This is a genomic window from Actinomadura sp. WMMB 499 (assembly GCF_008824145.1).
Classification (GTDB): Bacteria; Actinomycetota; Actinomycetes; order Streptosporangiales; family Streptosporangiaceae; genus Spirillospora.
In genome coordinates, this window is sequence record NZ_CP044407.1 from 2,821,149 (window position 1) to 2,840,024 (window position 18,876).

An 18,876-nucleotide genomic window follows, 5' to 3' on the forward strand; every position below is an offset into this window, starting at 1 on the left:
GGATGCGGTTCGGCGTGCTCGGTCCTGTGGCGGTGTGGGACGGGGAGGGAACGCCGGTGCGGATCCGCGAGACGAAGGTCCGGGCACTGCTCGCCGACCTGCTCGCGCACGAGGGGCGTCCCGTGCCGGCCGACCGCCTGATCCACGACCTGTGGGGCGACGCGACGCCCGGCGACCCCGCGAACGCCCTGCAGGCGAAGGTGTCGCAGCTGCGGCGGGCGCTCGGCCGCGACCGCGTCACCCGGCAGGCGGGCGGGTACCGGCTCGTCCTCGACCGGCCCGGCGACGAGGTCGACGCGGACCGGTTCCGCGCGCTGGCCGCGGCGGCGCGCGCGGTGGACGATCCGCGGGTGCGGGCCGCGCGGCTCACCGAGGCCCTGGACCTGTGGCGCGGGCCCGCGTTCGCCGACATCGCGGACGCGGGGTTCGCGCGCCCGGCGGCGGAACGCCTGGACGACCAGCGGCTCGGCGTACTGGAGGAGCAGGCCGAGGCACGACTGGCGGCGGGCGAGCACGCGCTGCTGGCCGGGGAGCTGGGCGACCTGGTGGCGCGGCACCCGCTGCGCGAACGGCTCCGGGCCGTCCAGATGCGCGCCCTGTACCGGGCGGGGCGGCAGAGCGAGGCGCTGGCGTCCTACGCGGAGCTGCGCGCCCTGATGGCGGACGAGCTGGGCATCGACCCGGACCGCGAGCTGGCCGAGCTGCACGCGGCGATCCTGCGGCAGGACGCGGCGCTCGCGCCGGCCCCGGCCCGGCCGCGCCTGCCGGTGCCGCTCACCGCGCTGATCGGCCGCGACGCGTGCCTGGACGAGGTCGCCGCGCTCGTCCGCTCGTCCCGGCTGGTGACGCTGACCGGGCCGGGCGGGGTCGGGAAGACGCGGCTGGCGCTGGCGGCGGCGAACCGGCTCGCCGGCGCGTTCCCGGACGGGGTGTGGCTGGCCGAGCTCGGGGGACGGCACGGTGACGCGGCGGTGCTCGCGCAGGCGGTCGCGGACGCCCTCGGGGTCCGCGACGACGAGCCGTCCGCGCCGACCGGCCCCGGAGCCGGCCCCGGAGGCGGGACCGGAGGCGGGACCGCGCCGACCGCCGACCGGCTCGCGGCGGCGCTGCGGGACCGGCGGCTGCTGCTCGTGCTCGACAACGTCGAGCACGTCGTCGAACCGGCCGCCGCGCTCACCGCGTTCCTGCTGCGCGACGCCCCCGGACCCACGATCCTGGCGACCGGGCGGGAGCCGCTCGGGCTCACCGGCGAGAAGGTGTACGCGGTCGGCCCGCTCGGGGAGGCCGACGCCGTGCGGCTGTTCACCGAACGCGCCGCCGCGTCCGCGCCCGGGTTCGCGCCGGACGAGGCGGGCCGCGCGGCCGTCGCGCGGATCTGCGCGCGGCTCGACGGGGTGCCGCTGGCGCTCGAACTCGCCGCGACGCGCGTCCGGTCCCTCGGGGTGCGGGAGCTGGCGGCGCGGCTCGGCGACCGGTTCGGGCTGCTCACCGGCGGCCCGCGGGACGCGCCCGCCCGGCAGCGCACGCTGCGCGCGGTGATCGACTGGAGCTGGGACCTGCTGGGCGCGGACGAGCGCGCCGTGCTGCGGCGGCTCGCGGTGCCCGCGGACGGCTGCGATCTGGACGCGGCGGAGGCCGTCTGCGCGGACGGGCGCGACGTGCGGCGCGCGGACGTCCTGGACGTGCTCGGCCGGCTCGTCGACCGGTCGCTCGTCGTGATGGCGGAGGGCGCGGCCGGGCCGCGGTACCGGCTGCTGGAGTCGGTCGCCGCGTACGCGGCGGAGCGGCTGGCGGAGGCGGGCGAGACCGCCGCGACCCGGGACCGGCACCTGCGCCACTACCTGGCCCTCGCCGAGCGCGCCGAGCCGCATCTGCGGGACGCGGGGCAGCGGGCGTGGCTGGACCGCCTGGACGCCGAGTCGGCGAACACGCGGGCCGCGCTCGGCGAGGCGCTGCGGCGCCCCGCGCCGGACGAGGCGGTGCGGCTCGCGACCGCGCTGGCGTGGTGGTGGCTGCTGCGCGGACGGCTGCACGAGGCGCGGCGGACGCTGGACGCGGTGCTCGGCGTCGCGCCGGACGCCGCCGAGGCGCGCGTCCTGCGGGCCGCGTTCGGGCTGCTGACCCGCGACGGCCGCGCCGCCGAAGCACCCGAGGACGGCGTCGCGGACCCGGTGCGGGACGCCCGCGCCCGCTGGTTCCACGCGTACGCCCTCTTCCAGGCGGGCGACCGCGCCGGGGCCGCGACGGTGAACGCCCGCGCGCTCGTCCGGTCCGAGGCCGCCGGCGACCACTGGGGTGTCGCCGCCGCGCACGGGCTGGAGGCGAGCCTCGCGCTCGTCCGGGGCGACCTGGCGACCGTCGGACGGGCGGGCACGCGGGCCGCGGAGCTGTTCGGCGAGCTCGGCGACCGGTGGGGCCGGCTGCAGACCGTGTCGCCGCTCGCCGATCTCGCCGAGATCAGGGGCGACTACGCGGCGGCCGGGCGGCGCCAGCGGGCGGGGCTCGCGATCGCCGAGGAGCTGGGGCTGCGGGCGGAGATCTCCGCCCGGCTGTCCGGCCTGGGCCGGCTCGCGCTGCTCGCCGGCGACCACGACAGGGCCCGCGACCTGCACGAGCGGTCCCTGCGGCTGGCCACCGAGCAGGGGTTCCGGTACGGCGAGGTGCACGCCCTGATGGGGCTCGCGCTCGGGGCGCGCCGCGCGGGCGATCTCGACGCGGCGCAACGGCACCTGCACCGGATCCGGGACGAGTACGAGTCGTCCGATGTCGGGGAGCATCTGCTGTGCGCGGAGCTCGGGTTCGTCGCCGAGCTGCGCGGGGACGCGGCGGGAGCGCTCGCGCACCATCGCCGGGGCATGGAGCTCGCGTGCGCCACCGGGGAGCCGCGCATGCTCGCGCTCTCTCTGGAGGGGCTCGCGGGCGCGCTCGTCCTGGACGGCGGCGCCGAACGCGCGGCCGTCCTGCTGGGGGCGGCGGACGCGGCCCGCCGGAGCGTGGACGCGCCGCTGCCGGACGCCGAACGCGGGGACGTGGACCGGATCGAGGCCGCGGCGGCGGCCGTCCTGGGGAAGGAGCGGTTCGCGGCCGCGTTCCGCCGGGGCTCCTCGCCGGCCCCGGCGGAGGCCGCGCCTCCGGTTACTTGAGGAGCTGGCGGGCGATGACCATCCGCTGGATCTGGTTGGTCCCCTCGTAGATCTGCGTGATCTTGGCGTCGCGCATCATCCGCTCCACCGGGAAGTCGCGCGTGTACCCGTACCCGCCCAGCAACTGCACCGCATCGGTCGTGACGTCCATCGCCACGTCCGACGCCAGCGCCTTGCACGCCGACGACACCAGCGTCAGATCCGGCACCCGCTCACCCAGCATCGCCCGCTCGGACTTCACCGCCGCGTGATACGTCAGCTGCCGCGCACCCTCCAGCCGCATCGCCATGTCCGCCAGCATGAACTGCACACCCTGGAAGTCGGACACCGGCTTGCCGAACTGCCGTCGTTCCTTCACGTACCCCAGCGCGAAGTCCAGCGCCCCCTGCGCGATGCCCAGCGCCTGGGCCGCGATCGTGATCCGCGTATGGTCCAGCGTCGCCAGCGCCGTCTTGAACCCGCTGCCCTCCGCACCGATGATCCGGTCCGCCGGGATCCGCACCCCCTCCAGGATCACCTGGCGCGTCGGCGACCCCTTGATCCCCAGCTTGCGCTCCTTGGGGCCGAACGAGACGCCCGCATCGTCGCGATCCACCACGAACGCCGAGATCCCCCGCGCCCCCGCGCCCGGATCGGTCACCGCCATCACCGTGTAGAACCGCGATTCCCCCGCGTTGGTGATCCACATCTTGGCGCCGTCGAGCACCCAGAAATCACCGTCGCGCACCGCACGCGTCTTCATCCCGGCCGCGTCCGACCCCGCGTCGGCCTCCGACAGCGCGTAGGAGAACATCGCCTCCCCCGCCGCCACCGGCCCCAGGAACCGCTTCTTCAGCTCCTCCGACCCCGCCAGCAGCACCGGCACCGTGCCCAGCTTGTTCACGGCCGGGATCAGCGACGACGACCCGCACGCCCGCGCGACCTCCTCGATCACGATCACGGTCGCCAGCGCGTCCGCACCCGCGCCCCCGTACACCTCGGGCACGTGCACCGCGTGCAGCTCGTTGGCCACCAGCGCCTCGAGGGCCTCGCGCGGGAACCGGGGCTCCTCGTCCACCTCCGCCGCGAACGGAGCGATCTTCGCATCGGCCAGCTCGCGCACCGTGCTGCGCAGCAGCTCATGCTCCTCCGACGGAGCGTACGTGGGAAAATCAGAGCTCATGGACTTGATGTTACCGGCAGGTACAAGCCGCTCGCCCGTGCAGTGACCGGCCGTCCCCGGGGAAGGGTTCACACCGTCCGCGGCGGAACCGCGCGGCAGACCCGAGAGGAGCCCGCCTTGGCCCACCGGCTGACCGTCATCGGAACCGGTTACCTCGGTACCACGCATGCCGCCTGCATGGCCGACCTGGGTTTCGAGGTGCTCGGCCTGGACGTCGACGAGGACAGGATCGCGCGGCTGTCGGGCGGCGACCTCCCGTTCTACGAGCCCGGTCTGGAACCCGTCCTGCGGCGCAACCTGGCCGACGGGCGGCTGCGGTTCAGCACGTCCTTCCGGGACCTCGCGGACTTCGGGGACGTCCACTTCCTCTGCGTCGGCACCCCGCAGCGGGCCGACGGGTACGCCGCCGACCTCGGGCACCTGGACGCCGCCGTCGCGGCGCTCGCGCCGCTGCTGCGCCGCCCCTGCCTCGTCGTCGGCAAGTCGACCGTGCCCGTCGGGACCGCCGCGCACCTCGCCCGCACCCTCGCCGACCTCGCACCCGTCGGCGGCGACGCCGTCCTCGCCTGGAACCCCGAGTTCCTGCGGGAGGGCTTCGCCGTCCACGACACCCTGCACCCGGACCGGATCGTCGCCGGGCTGCCCGCCGAGCAGGGCGCCGCCGGGCACGCCGAGAAGGTCCTGCGCGAGGTCTACGCGGCGGCGCTGGCGGACGGCACCCCGTTCGTCACCGCCGACCTGCCCACCGCCGAACTCGTCAAGACGGCGGCGAACGCGTTCCTCGCCACCAAGATCTCGTTCATCAACGCGATGGCCGAGGTGTGCGAGGCGTCCGGCGCCGACGTGACGCGGCTGGCCGAGGCGCTCGCCCTCGACGACCGCATCGGCGGCCGGTTCCTCGGCCCCGGCCTCGGCTTCGGCGGCGGCTGCCTGCCCAAGGACATCCGCGCCTTCATGGCCCGCGCGGACGAGCTGGGCGCGCCGCGGGCGCTCGGGTTCCTGCGCGAGGTCGACGAGATCAACGTGCGGCGCCGCGCCCGGACGGTCGAGGTGGCCCGGCGGGCCCTCGGCGGCTCGTTCGCCGGACGCGCCGTCGCGGTGCTCGGCGCCGCGTTCAAGCCCGACTCCGACGACGTCCGCGACTCCCCCGCCCTCGACGTCGCCGCGGCGATCCGGGCGGAGGGCGGCACCGTCACCGTCCACGACCCGCGGGCGATGGCGAACGCCCGCCGCGCGCAGCCGTCCCTGCGCTACGCGGGCTCGGCGCTCGAGGCGGCCCGCGGCGCCGACGCCGTCCTGCTGCTCACCGAGTGGCGCGAGTTCCGCGAGCTGGCGCCGTCCGACCTGGCGCCCGTGGTCGCCGGGCGGATCGTCGTCGACGCCCGCAACGTCCTCGACCCGGCCGCCTGGCGCGCCGCCGGCTGGACCTACCTCGCCCTGGGCCGCCCCTGACCTGGCGATCACGTGATGCGGGGCCCACGTGACGAGGGACCGTGACGAAGGACACTGTCCGATCGGTCAGGGCTGACCGATCGGACAGTTACCGTGGTGTCATGACACGTCCGTCCAGCGGATTGCACGACCGGATCCTCGGCGCGGCGCTGCATCTGTTCGTCGAACGCGGGTACCGGGGAACGTCACTGCAGGACATCGCGACCGACGTCGGCTGCTCCAAGGCGTCGCTGCTCTACCACTTCAGCAACAAGGAGGCGATCCTCACCGAGCTGATGGTCCCCGTCATGCGGGAGGCCGTGATCCTGGACGCGCGCCTGGACGACCTGGCGGGCCCGGACGGCGCGGACGCCGTGCCGCTCGTGGTCACCGACTTCGCCGAGCTGGCCATCCGGTACCGGCGCGAGGTCAAGCTGCTGTTCGACAACCTCGCGGACGCCACCACGCTCGACACCGGCTACCCGAAGCTCGAGGGCTTCGGGGAGCGGCTGGTGGACGCGTTCGCGGGCCGCTCGACCGCGATCGAGGACCAGGTCGCCGCGCGGATGGCGCTCGGCGGCATGTTCCTGACCGCGGCGGACCTGTCCCTGGACGACTCGGTGCTGCGGAAGGCGATGGTCCCCGCGGCACTGCGGATGCTCGGCCGCACCTCCGGCTGACCCCGACCGACCCCGACCGACCCCTCCGACCGACCCTCCGACCCGGCTTCGACCCGACTTCGACCGAACCCCCGCCCCACCCCACCTGCGGACGCCGCACCCGCGGTCGTTTCGTGCTGCCCTCCTCTCCGACTGAAAGGTCTCATCACCTCATGGCGACCTTGCTCTACCGGCTGGGCCGCTGGTGCTTCGGGCGCCGCGGCACGGTCGTGGCGATATGGCTGCTGCTCCTGGGCGTGCTGGGCGGGGCCGCGGCCGCGTTCATGGGCCCGACGACCGACCAGTTCCGGATGCCCGGAACCGAGTCCCAGCAGGCGATGGACTCCCTGCAGAAGGACTTCCCGCAGGCCACCGGCGCCTCCGGCACGATCGTCATCGTCGCGCCGGAGGGCTCCAAGCTGAGCCCGGGCGAGGTCGCGCCGGTCGTCCGCGAGGCGGCCGCCGTCGACGGCGTGCTCTCCGCCACCGACCCGTTCCAGAGCCGGTCGGTCTCGCCGGACGGGCGGTACGCGCTCGTCCAGGTCCAGTTCGAGGCCGAGGCGCCCGAGCTGACCGACGCGCAGCGCGACGCCTACATGGAGGTCGGGCAGGACATCGGCGGGCTGCGGGTCGAGGCGGGCGGCGAGCCCGCCGTCTCGGTCCCCGCGATGGGCAGCGCCGAGATCATCGGCGTGATGGTCGCCGCAGTCGTCCTGCTGATCACCTTCGGCTCCCTGGTGGCCGCCGGAATGACGCTGGTCAACGCCCTGATCGGCGTCGGCGTCGGGATGGCCGGGCTGTACGCGCTGACCGGCGCCGTCCAGCTGAGCTCCACCACGCCCGTCCTGGCACTGATGCTGGGCCTCGCCGTCGGCATCGACTACTCGCTGTTCATCACCTCCCGCTACCGGCAGAACCTCCTCGACGGCATGGAGGCCCGGGAGGCGGCCGGACGCGCGATCGGGACGGCCGGGTCCGCGGTCGTGTTCGCGGGCGTCACCGTGGTCATCGCGCTGGCCGGGCTGTCGGTCGTCGGCATCCCGTTCCTGACCGCGATGGGCCTGGCCGCCGCCGCGACCGTCGCCGTCGCCGTGCTCGTCGCGCTGACGCTGCTGCCCGCCGTGCTGGCCTTCGCCGGGCGCCGGGTGCTGCCGCGCGGACGGCGCGACGCCGCGTCCGCGGCGGGCGCGAAGGAGAACTTCGGGTACCGCTGGGGCCGCGGCGTGCTGAAGCTGCGCGTCCCCGTCCTGCTGATCGGCATCCTGGGGCTGGGCGCGCTCGCCCTGCCCGTCACCGACATGCGGCTGGCCCTGCCGGACGCCGGCACCTCGGCCGAGGAGTCGTCCCAGCGGCAGGCGTACGACCTGATCAGCGAAGGGTTCGGGCCGGGCTTCAACGGGCGGCTCATGACGGTCGTGTCCGGCGACACCCCCGCGGCCGCCCAGGGCGCCGCGCGGCAGACCGTGCAGGCGATCGGGAGCATGGACGGGGTCGCGGCGGTCGCGCCGCCGCAATTCAACGAGGCGGGCACGACCGGGCTCGTCGCCGTCATCCCGGAGACCGGGCCCAGCGACGCGGCGACCGAGCGGCTCGTGCACGACATCCGCGACCGGGTCGCCGGCGTCCCGAACGCCGACGTCGCGCTGACCGGCGCCACCGCGATGGGGATCGACATCTCCGAGCGGCTCGCGGACGCCCTCCCGGTGTACCTGCTGCTGGTGGTGGGCCTCTCGGTGCTGCTGCTGATGCTGGTGTTCCGCTCCCTGCTCGTCCCGATCAAGGCCGCGCTGGGCTTCCTGCTCACGGTCGGCGCGACGTTCGGCATCACCACCGCCGTCTTCCAGCAGGGCCACCTGGCCGGGCTCGTCGGCGTCGACACCCCGGGGCCGCTGATCAGCTTCCTGCCGATCATCCTGGTCGGCATCCTGTTCGGCCTCGCCATGGACTACGAGGTCTTCCTGGTCTCGAAGATGCGGGAGGACTACGTCCACGGGGACACGGCGCGGCAGGCCACCGTCAACGGGCTCGGGCAGAACGCGCGCGTCGTCACCGCCGCGGCGATCATCATGATCGCGGTGTTCGGCGGGTTCGTCTTCGCGCACGACCCGATCATCAAGTCGATCGGGTTCGCGCTCGCCGTCGGCGTCTTCATCGACGCGTTCATCGTCCGGATGACGCTCGTCCCGGCCGTGATGTCCCTGCTCGGGCGGGGCGCCTGGTGGCTGCCCCGGTGGCTCGACCGGGCCATGCCGAACCTGGACGTCGAGGGCGAGAAGCTCCGCGGCGACCTCGCGGCACCCGCGCGGGAGCCCGAGTACAGCGCCCGCTGACGCCACTTTTCCGGCAAGAAACCGCCAAGGGCGGGAGGGTCCGGTGACCTTCCCGCCCTTGTGGCAAGGATCACCTACCGGAAGGAACCAGACCAGGCGTCCCGTCGTTGGACCGGTGAGTCACATGGACATACATCTATCTTCGCGGGCCGGCCGCTGTTGATCACACTGCTGTCGCTGGTCTTCGGCGTCGTCGTGATCCTGCTGATCACCGCCCTCACCGGTTACTTCGTCGCGCAAGAGTTCTCCTACATGGCGGTGGACCGCTCCCGGCTGCAGGCCCGTGCGGGCTCCGGGGACGGCGCCGCGGGCCGGGCGCTCGCGGTCACCCGCCGCACCTCCTTCATGCTGTCGGGCGCGCAGCTCGGCATCACCGTGACCGGGCTGCTCGTCGGCTACGTCGCCGAACCGCTGGTCGGTGAGGCGCTCGGCGACATCCTCGGCGGCGTGGGCGTCCCCACCGCCGTCGGCATCGCGGTCGGAACCGTCCTCGCCCTGATCCTGTCCACGCTCGTGCAGATGGTGTTCGGCGAGCTGTTCCCCAAGAACCTCGCCATCGCCCGGCCCGAGCCGGTCGCCCGGTGGCTGGGGCGGTCGACGCTCGGCTACCTGAAGGTCTTCGGGTGGCTGATCTGGGTGTTCGACCAGTCGTCGAACCTGCTGCTGCGGGCGCTGCGCATCGAGCCCGTCCACGACGTGGAGCACTCCGCGACCGAACGGGACCTGGCGCACATCGTCGCCGACTCCCGGCGCAGCGGCGACCTCCCGCCCGACCTGTCGATCCTCCTGGACCGCATCCTCGACTTCCCGCGCCGCGACGTCGAGCACGCCATGATCCCCCGCGCGCACGTCGACACCGTCGGCGACACCGCCACGGTCGGCGAGGTGCGGACGGCGATGAGCAGCGGCCACTCGCGCTACCCCGTGCTGGACGACGACGAGCACGTCGTCGGCGTCGTGCACCTGGACGACGTCCTGGCCGCCGCGGGCCGCGCCACCGACCCGGTGACGTCGATCATGCGCCCGGCGACGGTCGTCCCGACCCTCATGGCGCTGCCGGCCGCCCTCAACCAGCTCGCCGAGGAGCGCGCCGAGCTCGCCTGCGTCATCGACGAGTTCGGCGGCTTCGACGGCATCCTCACCCTCGAGGACCTCGCCGAGGAACTCGTCGGCGAGATCACCGACGAGCACGACACCGCCGCCGACGAGCCCGCGATCGTCCGGGACGGCGACGCCTGGATCATCCCCGGCGGCGTCCACATCGACGAGGTCGAGCGGACCGTCGACCACCGGCTGCCCGAGGGCGGCTACGAGACCCTCGCCGGCCTCGTCATCGCCGCCCACGGCGCCCTGCCCGAGCCCGGCACCGAACTCGACGTCGAACTCCCCGCCGACCCCGCCGACCTCGCCTACGACGAGGAGCCGCCGGCCCGGTTCGTGCACGTGGAGGTCCTCGACGTCGACAACCACGTGCCGTCGTCGGTCCGGCTGCGGATCACGACCGAGCGGCCCGAGCAGTCCGAGCGGCCCGAGCAGTCCGAGCGGCCCGAGCAGTCCGAGCACTCCGAGGAGGACGACCGATGAGCGCCCCGTGGGCGGTCGCCGCCGCCACCGTCGCGATCATCGCGCTGAGCGCGTTCTTCGTCGCCGTCGAGTTCGCGCTCATCGCCGCCAAGCGGCACCGGCTGGAGGACGCCGCGCCGTCCAGCCGCTCCGCGCGGGCCGCGCTGCGCAGCTCGTCCGAGCTGACGGTCCTGCTCGCGGGCGCCCAGCTCGGCATCACCGTCTGCACCCTGGCGCTCGGCGCGATCACCAAGCCCGCCGTGCACCACTGGCTCACGCCCCTGTTCACCTCGTGGAACGCCCCGCTGTGGCTGGCGGACGCGGCCGGGTTCGTCCTCGCGCTGGTCATCGTGACGTTCCTGCACCTGGTCGTCGGGGAGATGGCGCCGAAGTCGTGGGCGATCGCCCACCCGGAACGCTCCGCCACCCTGCTCGCGCTGCCGATGCGCGCCTTCATGTGGGTCACCCGCCCGCTCCTGCGCGCGCTGAACGAGTCGGCGAACTGGTGCCTGCACCGTGTCGGCGTCCAGGCCGCCGACACGGTCGAGTCCGGCCAGGACCCGGACGCCCTGCGCCACCTCGTCGAGCACTCCGCGAACGTCGGCGCCCTCGACGCCCGCTATTCCGTGCAGCTCTCCGAGGCCCTCGACCTGCGCAACCTCCGGATGGGCGACCTGGTCCGCCGGGACGCCGCGCTCATCGCGGTGGCCCCGGACGCCACCGTCGCCGACGTGCAGGAGGCCGGCCGCGCGTCCGGCCACCTGCGCATCCTGATCCCCGGGCCCGCCTGGAGCGTCGTGCACGTCCGGGACACCCTGACCTCGCCCGACGCGGCCCCGGTCGCACCGCTGACCCGGCCCGCGTACCTGATCGCCGCCGACACGCCCGTCTACACGGCCCTGGCGCGGATGCGCGAGTCCGGCAACCAGCTCGCGCTCGTCACCGAGGGCGAGCGGGTGCTCGGCGTCGTCACCATCACCGACATCCTGCGCCGCCTCTTCCACCGCACCGCCGCCGCCCCCGCCGCCCCCTGACCCCGGTCCGGCGTCAGGTCAGTTCGAGGCCGCCGTCGACGGTGAGGACCTGCCCGGTGAGCCAGGACGCGGCCGGGTCGGCGAGCCGCACGACCCAGTCGGCGACCTCGCCGGGCTCGCCGCGGCGGCCCAGCGGGATCCGGGCGGCCTCCTCCCGCTTGAGGCGCTCGACCTCGGCCGGCGGCATCCCCGCGGCGGCGAGCGCCTCGCTCTCGGTCGGGCCGGGGGCGAGCGCGTTGACGCGGACGCCGCCCGCCGCCAGCTCCAGCGCCCAGCTGCGGGTGAGCTGCTCGAGGGCGGCCTTGGACGCCGCGTAGTGCGCCGCGCCGGGCAGCGGCCGGTGCCCGTAGGTGCTGGACACGTTGACGATCGACCCCCGCGTCCGCCCCAGGTGCGGCAGCGCCGCGCGGGCCAGCAGGCTCGGCGCGACGACGTTGAGGTCGAACACGGCGGAGATCCCCTCGCCCGTCGTGTCGGCCAGCGGCATCACCCTGGTGGCGCCGGCGTTGTTGACCAGCACGTCCAGGCGGCCCCACCGGCCGGTCGCCGCCTCGACCACGCCGGCGGCGGCGCCGGGGGCGCACAGGTCGGCCGGGTGGACGGCGATCCCCGGAAATCCGGCCGCGGTCTCGTCCAGCGCGTCCTCGCGCCGCCCGACGCCGAGGACCCGGGCCCCGGTGACGGCGAACGCGCGTGCGGCCGCCCGTCCGATACCCGATCCCGCGCCGGTGACGACGACGACCCGTCCAGTGAGGTCCATGCGAGCTCCTCGTTCGATGTTCGTAGAACATCGAACAAGGTAACATCTCGCCATGAAGCAGGCGCACCACCCCGATCGCGACGACATCCCCCTTACCGGGGTGATGGCGGCGCTGAGCGACCCGATCCGGATCGGGCTGGCGCGCGTGCTCGCGGACGGGCGCGAGCGGGGCTGGGGCGAGCTGCGCGCCCCGGTGGCCAAGTCGACCCTCAGCCACCACCTGCGCGTCCTGCGGGACGCGGGCGTCACCCGCACCCGCCAGGAGGGCACCCGCTGCTTCGTCGAACTCCGCCGCGCCGACCTCGACGCCCGCTTCCCCGGCCTGCTGGACGCCCTCCTCACCGCCGCCGAAACCGACGACGTCGGCTCCCAGGTGGACACCGCCTGACCGGCCGGAACGCCCCAGTGGAGCGCAGGTCCGCGGCGGCCACCGTGCCGGGAACGTGAGGGGCCTCCCCGCGACGGCTCGCCCGACCGGCGGAGTGCCCGCTGCGCAGGCCATCGGGGCCGGTTCAGGCGGATCGGGCTTCGGTCCTGCGGGGGCGGGGGGCGGTGGGGGCCGCCGGGAAGAGGGCCAAGGCGAGGATCAGGGCGGTCAGCGGCATGAGGTCCTTCGAGAAGGCGGCGACGAGGACGGCCGCCAGTCCGGCGGCCGGGCTCCACCAGGGCAGGCGGCGGACGGACGCGAGGAGGACGAGCTGCGCGATCGCTGTACGCGCCGGTCCTCGGGTCGTCGCTGCCGCTGCTGCTGCGGCGCAGGCTGCCCGTCACCGTGATGGCGGCCGTCCTGCTCGCGGTGCCGCTGTACGACCTGATCGGCGGCGGGCCGAGCCAGCCGATCTGGTACGGCTGGCTCATCGCGGTGTACACCGTCGCCGACCGGTCGCCGCGGCGGGATCGCGTGTTCGCGCTCGCGGTCACGGCGGTGAGCACGCTGGTGGTCGTGCGCCCCGGGTCGCTGGACACGGCCGTGCGCGGGGCGGCGATCTGGCTGGCCGCGTACGCGCTGGGGCGCGCGGCGGCGCTGCGCCGGCAGCGGGCGGCCGGCCTGGAGGAGCGGGCGGTCCGGCTGGAGCGCGAGCGGCGGCTGGAGGCGGAGCGGGCCGCGGAGCGGGAGCGGACGCGGATCGCCGGTGACATGCACGACGTGCTGGCCCACGCCGTGAGCCTGATGGTCGTGCAGGCCGAGTCCGGGCCGCTGGTCGTCCGGTCGGACCCGGACCGGGCGGAGGCCGCGTTCGACGCGATCGCCGAGTCCGGGCGGGACGCGATGGGGCAGCTGCGAGGCATCCTGGGCCTGCTCCGCGACGGCGGCTCGCGGAATCCGCGGCCGACGCTGGCGCGCCTGCCCGAACTGGCGGGACGCGTCCGCGAGACCGGCCTGCGGGTGTCGCTCACCGTCGACGGCGACCCCGCGATGCTGCGGCCCGACCTCGACGCGGCCGCCTACCGGATCGTCCAGGAGGCGCTCACCAACACGGTGAAGCACGCCGGGGCGCAGCACGTGGACGTGACACTGACCTGGGAGGACGACGTTCTGCGGATCATCGTGACCGACGATGGCCGGGGGCCCGGAGCGGCGGGCGGGCAGAGCGGCCACGGGCTGGCCGGCCTCCGGGAACGGGCCGCCGCGTGCGGCGGCCACGCCGCGTTCGGGCCGGCGGCGGGCGGCGGCGCCCGGGTGGAGGCGCGGCTGCCGCTGGGGCGGTCGCGTGACGATCAGCGTGGTGGTGGCGGACGACCAGGAGCTGGTGCGCAGCGGGTTCGCCCTGATCCTCGACACGCAGCCGGACATCACCGTCGTGGCCGAGGCCGCCGACGGCCGCGCGGCGGTCGACGCGGTCCGCGCGCACGCCCCGCACGTCGCGCTGCTCGACGTCCGCATGCCCGGGACGGACGGCATCGAGGCGGCCCGCGAGATCTGCGCGGGGACGGACACGCGGGCGCTCATGCTGACGACGTTCGACCAGGACGACCACGTCTACGACGCGCTCCGGGCGGGGGCGAGCGGGTTCCTGCTGAAGGACGTGCGCAGGGACGACCTCGTGCACGCCGTCCGGGTGGTGGCGGCCGGAGAGGCGCTGCTCGCCCCGACCGTCACGCGGCGGCTGATCGGGGACGTGCTGCGAGGCCGTCCGGCCGTCCGGGACGCGCCCGCGCTGGGGATGCTGACCGAGCGGGAGCGGCAGACGCTCACGCTCGTCGGGCGCGGCCTGTCCAACGCCGAGATCGCGGCGGCGCTCGTGGTCAGCGAGCACACGGTCAAGACCCATGTGAGCAACGTGCTGGCGAAGCTCGGGGCGCGCGACCGCGTGCAGGCGGTGATCGCCGCCTACGAGTCGGGCCTGATCCGGCCCGGCGGCTAGGCCGGGAACGATCAGGTCGGGCCGGGTGTTGTGCCCGGTATGGATGCTTCCTTCGCGGACCCGGACGTGATCACCCGGCTGCTGGACGAGTCCCGGACGTGGGCGTTCGTCGGGTTGAACGACCGTCCCGAACGGGTCGTGCACGACCAGGCGCGGCGGCTGCAGGCGCGCGGCAAGCGGATCTTCCCGGTGCACCCGTCGCGGGCGGAGGTGCTCGGCGAGCCGGGGTACGCGGCGCTGGCCGACCTGCCCGAGAAGGTGGACGTGGTGGGCGTCTACCGGCGGTCGGAGTACGCGGGCGCGGTGGTCGACGAGGCGATCGCGGCGGGCGCCGGGGCGGTGTGGCTGCCGCTGGGCGTGGTCGACGAGGAGGCGGGACGGCGCGCGCTGGACGCGGGCCTCGACGTCGTCATGGACCGCTGCCCCGCCATCGAGTGGTCCAAGCGGCACTGAGCGGCGGCACGAGCGCGCCTCAGAGGCTCTCGCGGAGGCGCTTGCCCTTCGCCTTGGCCTGCCCGTAGAGGTCCTGCTGGAAGACCCTCATCTTCGCCTGCAGCTCCTCGTCGGTGGCGGCCAGCATGCGGACGGCCAGCAGCCCGGCGTTGCGGGCGGCGCCGACGGCGACGGTCGCGACGGGCACCCCCGCGGGCATCTGGACGATCGACAGCAGCGAGTCCATCCCGTCGAGGTGCTTCAGCGGGACCGGCACGCCGATCACCGGGAGCGGGGTCACCGAGGCGAGCATGCCGGGCAGGTGCGCGGCGCCGCCCGCCCCCGCGATGATCACCTGGAGGCCGCGGTCGGCGGCCTCCTCCCCGTAGGCGATCATGTCGTGCGGCATGCGGTGCGCGGAGACGACGTCGGCCTCGTACTGCACGCCGAACTCGTCGAGCGCCTCGCCCGCGGCCTTCATGACGGGCCAGTCGGAGTCGCTGCCCATGACGACGCCCACCCGGGGGGCCAGCGCGCTCAGCGGGCTCATCCGTGCTCCTTCATCTTCGTGCCCCAGCGGAGGTAGTCGGCGGCGTGGCGGGCGCGCTCGCGGACGTCCGCGAGATCGTCGCCGAGGGCGGTGACGTGCCCGATCTTGCGTCCGGGCCGCACCTCCTTGCCGTACAGGTGGACCTTGACGGACGGGTCGTGCGCCATCACGTGGATGTACCGGGAGTAGACGTCCGGGTCGTCGCCGCCGAGGACGTTCGCCATGACGGTGACGGGCGCGGTGGGTTCGGTGGCGCCGAGGGGCAGGTCCAGGACGGCCCGCAGGTGCTGCTCGAACTGGGACGTGCGCGAACCCTCGATCGTCCAGTGCCCCGAGTTGTGCGGGCGCATCGCCAGCTCGTTCACGACCAGCCCGGACTCGGTCTCGAACAGCTCGACCGCGAGGAGCCCGGCGACGCCCAGCTCGTTCGCGATGCCGAGGGCGAGGTTCTGCGCCTGCGCGGCAAGGTCGCCGGACAGGCCGGGCGCCGGGGCGATGACCTCGGTGCAGATGCCCTTCTCCTGGACGGTCTCCACAATCGGGTACGCGGCGCCTTGCCCGTACGGGGAGCGGGCGACGAGGGCGGCGATCTCGCGGCGGAACGCGACGTGCTCCTCGACCATGAGGTCGAGCCCCTGCTCGAGGAGGCCGGTCACCAGCCGCTCGGCATCGTCGTCCAGGGCGTCGAGGACCCACACGCCCTTGCCGTCGTAACCGCCGCGGGTGGCCTTGACCACCAGCGGGAGGCCGTGGTCGCGGGCGAACGCCGCCAGCGTCTCGACCGGCGCGGCCGCCGGGAGGTGCGCGTACGCGGGGCACGGCGCGCCGAAGGCGGTGAGCCGCTCGCGCATGACGAGCTTGTCCTGGGCGTGCGCGAGGGCGGCGGAGCCGGGGCGGCAGGGGACGCCGGACTCCTCGAGGTCGCGGATGTGGTCGCCGGGGACGTGCTCGTGGTCGAAGGTGATCACGTCGCAGCCCTTGGCGAACGTCCGCAGATCGTCGAGCGCGCGGTCGTTGCCCACGTGGACGCCCGCGACGACCTGCGCCGCGGAGTCGTCCGGGGCCCCGGCGAGGACGCGCAGCGGGACGCCGAGGGCGATCGCGGCCTGGTGCGTCATCCGGGCGAGCTGGCCGCCGCCGACCATGCCGACGACGGGGGTATCAAGGGTCACGTCAAAAGGTTATCGGCCGTGCACGGTGAACGAACCACGTGTACTGTGCGTCGGATTCCGTGTGGGTCCCCGGGGTGCGGGCAGGGAACCCATGGCAGAACGCGAAACGTTCTTGTTCCGACGTCTCCGGCACCGCGTGCGTCTATCCTCGTTGTGCTCCCGCATTGGCCGCCCGTCGTGGCGCCATAGCCGAGGTCCGGAAGGACGGTTCCCCTTGGTGAACCTGGTCGCCAGTCTCCAGCGGCAGTTCCAGCACCTGGTGCGCGAACTCGCCAAGTTCGGCAGCGTGGGCGCCATCGCGTTCGCCATCACGATGATCGTCAGCAACGTGCTGCACGCCGGGCTCGACGTGGGCCCGATGACGTCGTTCCTGGTCGCGACGGTGGTGGCCACGACGTTCTCCTACCTGGCGAACCGGTACTGGACGTTCCGGCACCGCGACCGCAGCGGCGTCGGCCGCGAGTACGTGATCTTCTTCGCGCTGAACGGCGTGGGGCTCGTCATCACCCAGCTGTTCATCGGCTTCACGATCTACGTGCTGAGCCTGGAGGGGACGATCCCCTACAACACGGCGATGATCGTCGGAACGGGCGCCGCGACGCTGTTCCGGTTCTGGGCCTACAAGAAGTGGGTGTTCCTCCCGGCCGGCGCCCCGCCGGTCGCCCCAGCGTCCGGGCTGCCCGAGCCGGTGGACGGGCACGAGCCCCCGGACGGCGTCCCGGGGGCGCACCGCGCGGACGTCCCGGCCGCGCCGCGCCTCGGCCACCCGCTCGACGCGCCCGCCGAGGACTACGCCGCGCGCTGACCCCGTCACGCACCGCCTTGGACGCCTGCCCCCCAGACGCGCCCGTCCGTCGAGGCCCGTCCGCCGGGGCGCGTCCGGCGCGTCGTGCCCGGGCGCGGGCGGGTACCCGCCCTCAGGTGGGGCCGATCACGACGCGTTCCGCGGCCAGCCTGGCCTGGGCGGCCTGCCGGAGGAACACTCCGAACACGGCGGGGCGGGCCTGGATCAGCTCCAGCCGGCCGCCGTCGACGACGGCGAGCGAGCGGGCCAGGTAGAGGCCGAGGCCGGTGCCCCGGCCGCCGCTGACGCTGCGTTCGAAGATCCGGGGCTCGAGTTCGGGCGGGATGCCTCCGCCCTCGTCGCCGATCTCGACCACGACCGAGCTACCGCCCGGTTTGGTGTGGATCGTCACGGTTCCGGCGCCGTGCATGAGGGAGTTGTCCAGGAGTGTCGCGACGATCTGGGACAGGCCCTCGGGGTTGGTCATGCCGACGAGCCCCTGCTCGCCGATCATGCGGACGTCCCGTCCGGCGCGGCGGAAGATGGGGCGCCACTCCTCGACCTGCTGGGCGATGATGTCGTCGATGGGGGCGGGGACGGCGCCGCCGGTGCGGTCGTGGCGGGCGCGGGCGAGCAGCTGCTCGACGACGGCGACGAGCCGTTCGGTCTGCGCGACGGCCGCCGCGCCCTCCTCGCGGACGACGTCGGGGTAGTCGGCGGCCTCGATCATCTCGTCGAGCCGCATCGACAGGGCGGTGAGCGGGGTGCGCAGCTGGTGGCTGGCGTCGGAGGCGAACTCGCGGCTGGAGGCGAGCAGGTCGGCGATCCGGACGGCGCTGCGGTCGAGGACCTCGGCGACCCGGTCGACCTCGGCGATGCCGTAGCGGCGGCGGCGCGGGCGGGCGTTGCCGGTGCCGAGCCGGTCGGCGGTCTCGGCGAGGTCGATCAGCGGGAGCGTGAGCTTGCGGGCCTGCACCATGGCGAGGCCGACGGTGACGGCCACGCCGAGCAGCGCGAGGCTGCCGATCAGCAGGAGGAGGCGCAGCTCGGCGTCCTGGACGTGCGACGCGGGCCGTGACACCCGGACGCGGACGCCCTCGGCGGACGTCGCGGCGGTGAGCATCCGCGCGGCGCCCGGTTCGGGCCCGGCGGTGACCGTGCGGCCGTCCGGCAGGGTGATGAAGATGTGGCGGCCCGGATACTCCCGCGCGATCATCGCACCGTGCAGCGGGCGGCCGGTCTGCCGGCTGTAGCCGACGCCGCCGAGGATCGTGGACGCCTCGCGCTCCAGCGACCGGCGGGCCTCCTCGTGGATGAGCTTGTGGGCGGCGTAGGCGAGGGGGATGCCGAGCAGCAGGATCGCGACCACCGCCACCGCGAGCGTCGACAGCAGGAGTCGGCGCCTCATCAGGGCTCCTTAGGGGTGATGCCACGGCCGCACCGGGCTCCCCCGGCCTCTCGGGAAGGCCCGGGGAAGGAGCCGCGCGACC

Annotated in this window: 15 protein-coding genes and 1 pseudogene; 11 read left to right on the forward strand and 5 right to left on the reverse strand. The window is 74.6% G+C overall.

Annotated features, from left to right (window positions below; genetic code table 11):
* Positions 1-2: 2 nt before the first annotated feature.
* Complete coding sequence (locus tag F7P10_RS12135; RefSeq protein ID WP_176611437.1) at positions 3-3,143, forward strand: BTAD domain-containing putative transcriptional regulator; 3,141 nt, start codon at positions 3-5, stop codon at positions 3,141-3,143.
* On the opposite strand, the gene F7P10_RS12140 is transcribed toward F7P10_RS12135, so the two are convergent.
* A complete protein-coding gene (locus F7P10_RS12140) occupies positions 3,136-4,305 on the reverse strand; it encodes an acyl-CoA dehydrogenase family protein (RefSeq protein ID WP_151009444.1) in 1,170 nt (389 codons plus the stop codon). The genes F7P10_RS12135 and F7P10_RS12140 overlap by 8 nt on opposite strands.
* 177 nt (positions 4,306-4,482) lie before the next feature.
* Here F7P10_RS12140 and F7P10_RS12145 point away from each other — a divergent pair, with 177 nt between their 5' ends.
* The 5 genes from F7P10_RS12145 (at position 4,483) to F7P10_RS12165 (ending at position 11,322) form a co-directional block, all read left to right on the forward strand.
* A complete protein-coding gene (locus tag F7P10_RS12145; RefSeq protein WP_254716756.1) occupies positions 4,483-5,757 on the forward strand; it encodes a UDP-glucose/GDP-mannose dehydrogenase family protein in 1,275 nt (424 codons plus the stop codon).
* Between the two features lie 101 nt (positions 5,758-5,858).
* Positions 5,859-6,416: a TetR/AcrR family transcriptional regulator gene (locus F7P10_RS12150; protein WP_151009446.1), complete on the forward strand. Its 558-nt coding sequence runs from the start codon at positions 5,859-5,861 to the stop codon at positions 6,414-6,416.
* 152 nt (positions 6,417-6,568) lie between these two features.
* Positions 6,569-8,725, forward strand: coding sequence for an MMPL family transporter (locus tag F7P10_RS12155; protein ID WP_151009447.1), 2,157 nt, complete (start codon positions 6,569-6,571; stop codon positions 8,723-8,725).
* A 159-nt stretch (positions 8,726-8,884) separates the two neighbouring features.
* The gene (locus tag F7P10_RS12160; protein ID WP_151009448.1) at positions 8,885-10,309 is read left to right on the forward strand and encodes a hemolysin family protein; all 1,425 of its coding nucleotides are present in this window, start codon (positions 8,885-8,887) and stop codon (positions 10,307-10,309) included.
* Positions 10,306-11,322 (forward strand): CNNM domain-containing protein, encoded by a 1,017-nt coding sequence (locus F7P10_RS12165; protein ID WP_151009449.1) that lies wholly within the window; start codon positions 10,306-10,308, stop codon positions 11,320-11,322. The genes F7P10_RS12160 and F7P10_RS12165 overlap by 4 nt, the downstream gene beginning before the upstream one ends.
* A 13-nt stretch (positions 11,323-11,335) precedes the next feature.
* Here the strand turns inward: F7P10_RS12165 and F7P10_RS12170 are convergent, their stop codons facing one another.
* The gene (locus F7P10_RS12170) at positions 11,336-12,082 is read right to left on the reverse strand and encodes an SDR family NAD(P)-dependent oxidoreductase (protein WP_151009450.1); all 747 of its coding nucleotides are present in this window, start codon (positions 12,080-12,082) and stop codon (positions 11,336-11,338) included.
* 52 nt (positions 12,083-12,134) lie between these two features.
* Between F7P10_RS12170 and F7P10_RS12175 the strand changes: the two genes are divergently transcribed.
* From F7P10_RS12175 to F7P10_RS12190, 4 genes and pseudogenes are all read left to right on the forward strand, one after another.
* Positions 12,135-12,470 carry a helix-turn-helix transcriptional regulator gene (locus F7P10_RS12175; protein ID WP_151009451.1) on the forward strand — a complete coding sequence of 112 codons (336 nt, stop codon included), beginning with the start codon at positions 12,135-12,137 and terminating at the stop codon, positions 12,468-12,470.
* A gap of 783 nt (positions 12,471-13,253) precedes the next feature.
* Positions 13,254-13,727: pseudogene (locus F7P10_RS45410) on the forward strand (sensor histidine kinase); the annotation flags it as partial.
* A 67-nt stretch (positions 13,728-13,794) separates the two neighbouring features.
* On the forward strand, positions 13,795-14,448 hold the full coding sequence (locus F7P10_RS12185; RefSeq protein ID WP_151009452.1) for a response regulator transcription factor: 654 nt from the start codon (positions 13,795-13,797) through the stop codon (positions 14,446-14,448).
* Between the two features lie 39 nt (positions 14,449-14,487).
* Positions 14,488-14,901, forward strand: coding sequence for a CoA-binding protein (locus tag F7P10_RS12190; RefSeq protein WP_151009453.1), 414 nt, complete (start codon positions 14,488-14,490; stop codon positions 14,899-14,901).
* Positions 14,902-14,920: 19 nt separating this feature from the next.
* Here F7P10_RS12190 and purE read toward each other — a convergent pair whose 3' ends face one another.
* Both purE and F7P10_RS12200 read right to left on the reverse strand, forming a co-directional pair.
* A complete protein-coding gene (gene purE / locus F7P10_RS12195) occupies positions 14,921-15,430 on the reverse strand; it encodes a 5-(carboxyamino)imidazole ribonucleotide mutase (protein ID WP_151009454.1) in 510 nt (169 codons plus the stop codon).
* Positions 15,427-16,575 carry a 5-(carboxyamino)imidazole ribonucleotide synthase gene (locus F7P10_RS12200; protein WP_151017991.1) on the reverse strand — a complete coding sequence of 383 codons (1,149 nt, stop codon included), beginning with the start codon at positions 16,573-16,575 and terminating at the stop codon, positions 15,427-15,429. Before F7P10_RS12200 ends, purE begins: the two co-directional genes overlap by 4 nt.
* A 244-nt stretch (positions 16,576-16,819) precedes the next feature.
* Here F7P10_RS12200 and F7P10_RS12205 point away from each other — a divergent pair, with 244 nt between their 5' ends.
* Positions 16,820-17,407, forward strand: a complete 588-nt coding sequence (locus tag F7P10_RS12205; protein WP_254716757.1) for a GtrA family protein — start codon at positions 16,820-16,822, stop codon at positions 17,405-17,407.
* A 112-nt stretch (positions 17,408-17,519) separates the two neighbouring features.
* Here the strand turns inward: F7P10_RS12205 and F7P10_RS12210 are convergent, their stop codons facing one another.
* On the reverse strand, positions 17,520-18,794 hold the full coding sequence (locus tag F7P10_RS12210) for an ATP-binding protein (protein ID WP_151009456.1): 1,275 nt from the start codon (positions 18,792-18,794) through the stop codon (positions 17,520-17,522).
* Between the last annotated feature and the right edge of the window lie 82 nt (positions 18,795-18,876).

Excerpts from the sequence above, each read along its gene's own strand:
- F7P10_RS12135 (WP_176611437.1), top strand. The coding sequence starts at position 3 with ATGCGGTTCGGCGTGCTCGGTCCTGTGGCGGTGTGGGACGGGGAGGGA.
- F7P10_RS12140 (WP_151009444.1), bottom strand. The coding sequence starts at position 4,305 with ATGAGCTCTGATTTTCCCACGTACGCTCCGTCGGAGGAGCATGAGCTG.
- F7P10_RS12145 (WP_254716756.1), top strand. The coding sequence starts at position 4,483 with ATGGCCGACCTGGGTTTCGAGGTGCTCGGCCTGGACGTCGACGAGGAC.
- F7P10_RS12150 (WP_151009446.1), top strand. The coding sequence starts at position 5,859 with ATGACACGTCCGTCCAGCGGATTGCACGACCGGATCCTCGGCGCGGCG.
- F7P10_RS12155 (WP_151009447.1), top strand. The coding sequence starts at position 6,569 with ATGGCGACCTTGCTCTACCGGCTGGGCCGCTGGTGCTTCGGGCGCCGC.
- F7P10_RS12165 (WP_151009449.1), top strand. The coding sequence starts at position 10,306 with ATGAGCGCCCCGTGGGCGGTCGCCGCCGCCACCGTCGCGATCATCGCG.
- F7P10_RS12170 (WP_151009450.1), bottom strand. The coding sequence starts at position 12,082 with ATGGACCTCACTGGACGGGTCGTCGTCGTCACCGGCGCGGGATCGGGT.
- F7P10_RS12175 (WP_151009451.1), top strand. The coding sequence starts at position 12,135 with ATGAAGCAGGCGCACCACCCCGATCGCGACGACATCCCCCTTACCGGG.
- F7P10_RS12190 (WP_151009453.1), top strand. The coding sequence starts at position 14,488 with ATGGATGCTTCCTTCGCGGACCCGGACGTGATCACCCGGCTGCTGGAC.
- purE (WP_151009454.1), bottom strand. The coding sequence starts at position 15,430 with ATGAGCCCGCTGAGCGCGCTGGCCCCCCGGGTGGGCGTCGTCATGGGC.
- F7P10_RS12200 (WP_151017991.1), bottom strand. The coding sequence starts at position 16,575 with ATGGTCGGCGGCGGCCAGCTCGCCCGGATGACGCACCAGGCCGCGATC.
- F7P10_RS12210 (WP_151009456.1), bottom strand. The coding sequence starts at position 18,794 with ATGAGGCGCCGACTCCTGCTGTCGACGCTCGCGGTGGCGGTGGTCGCG.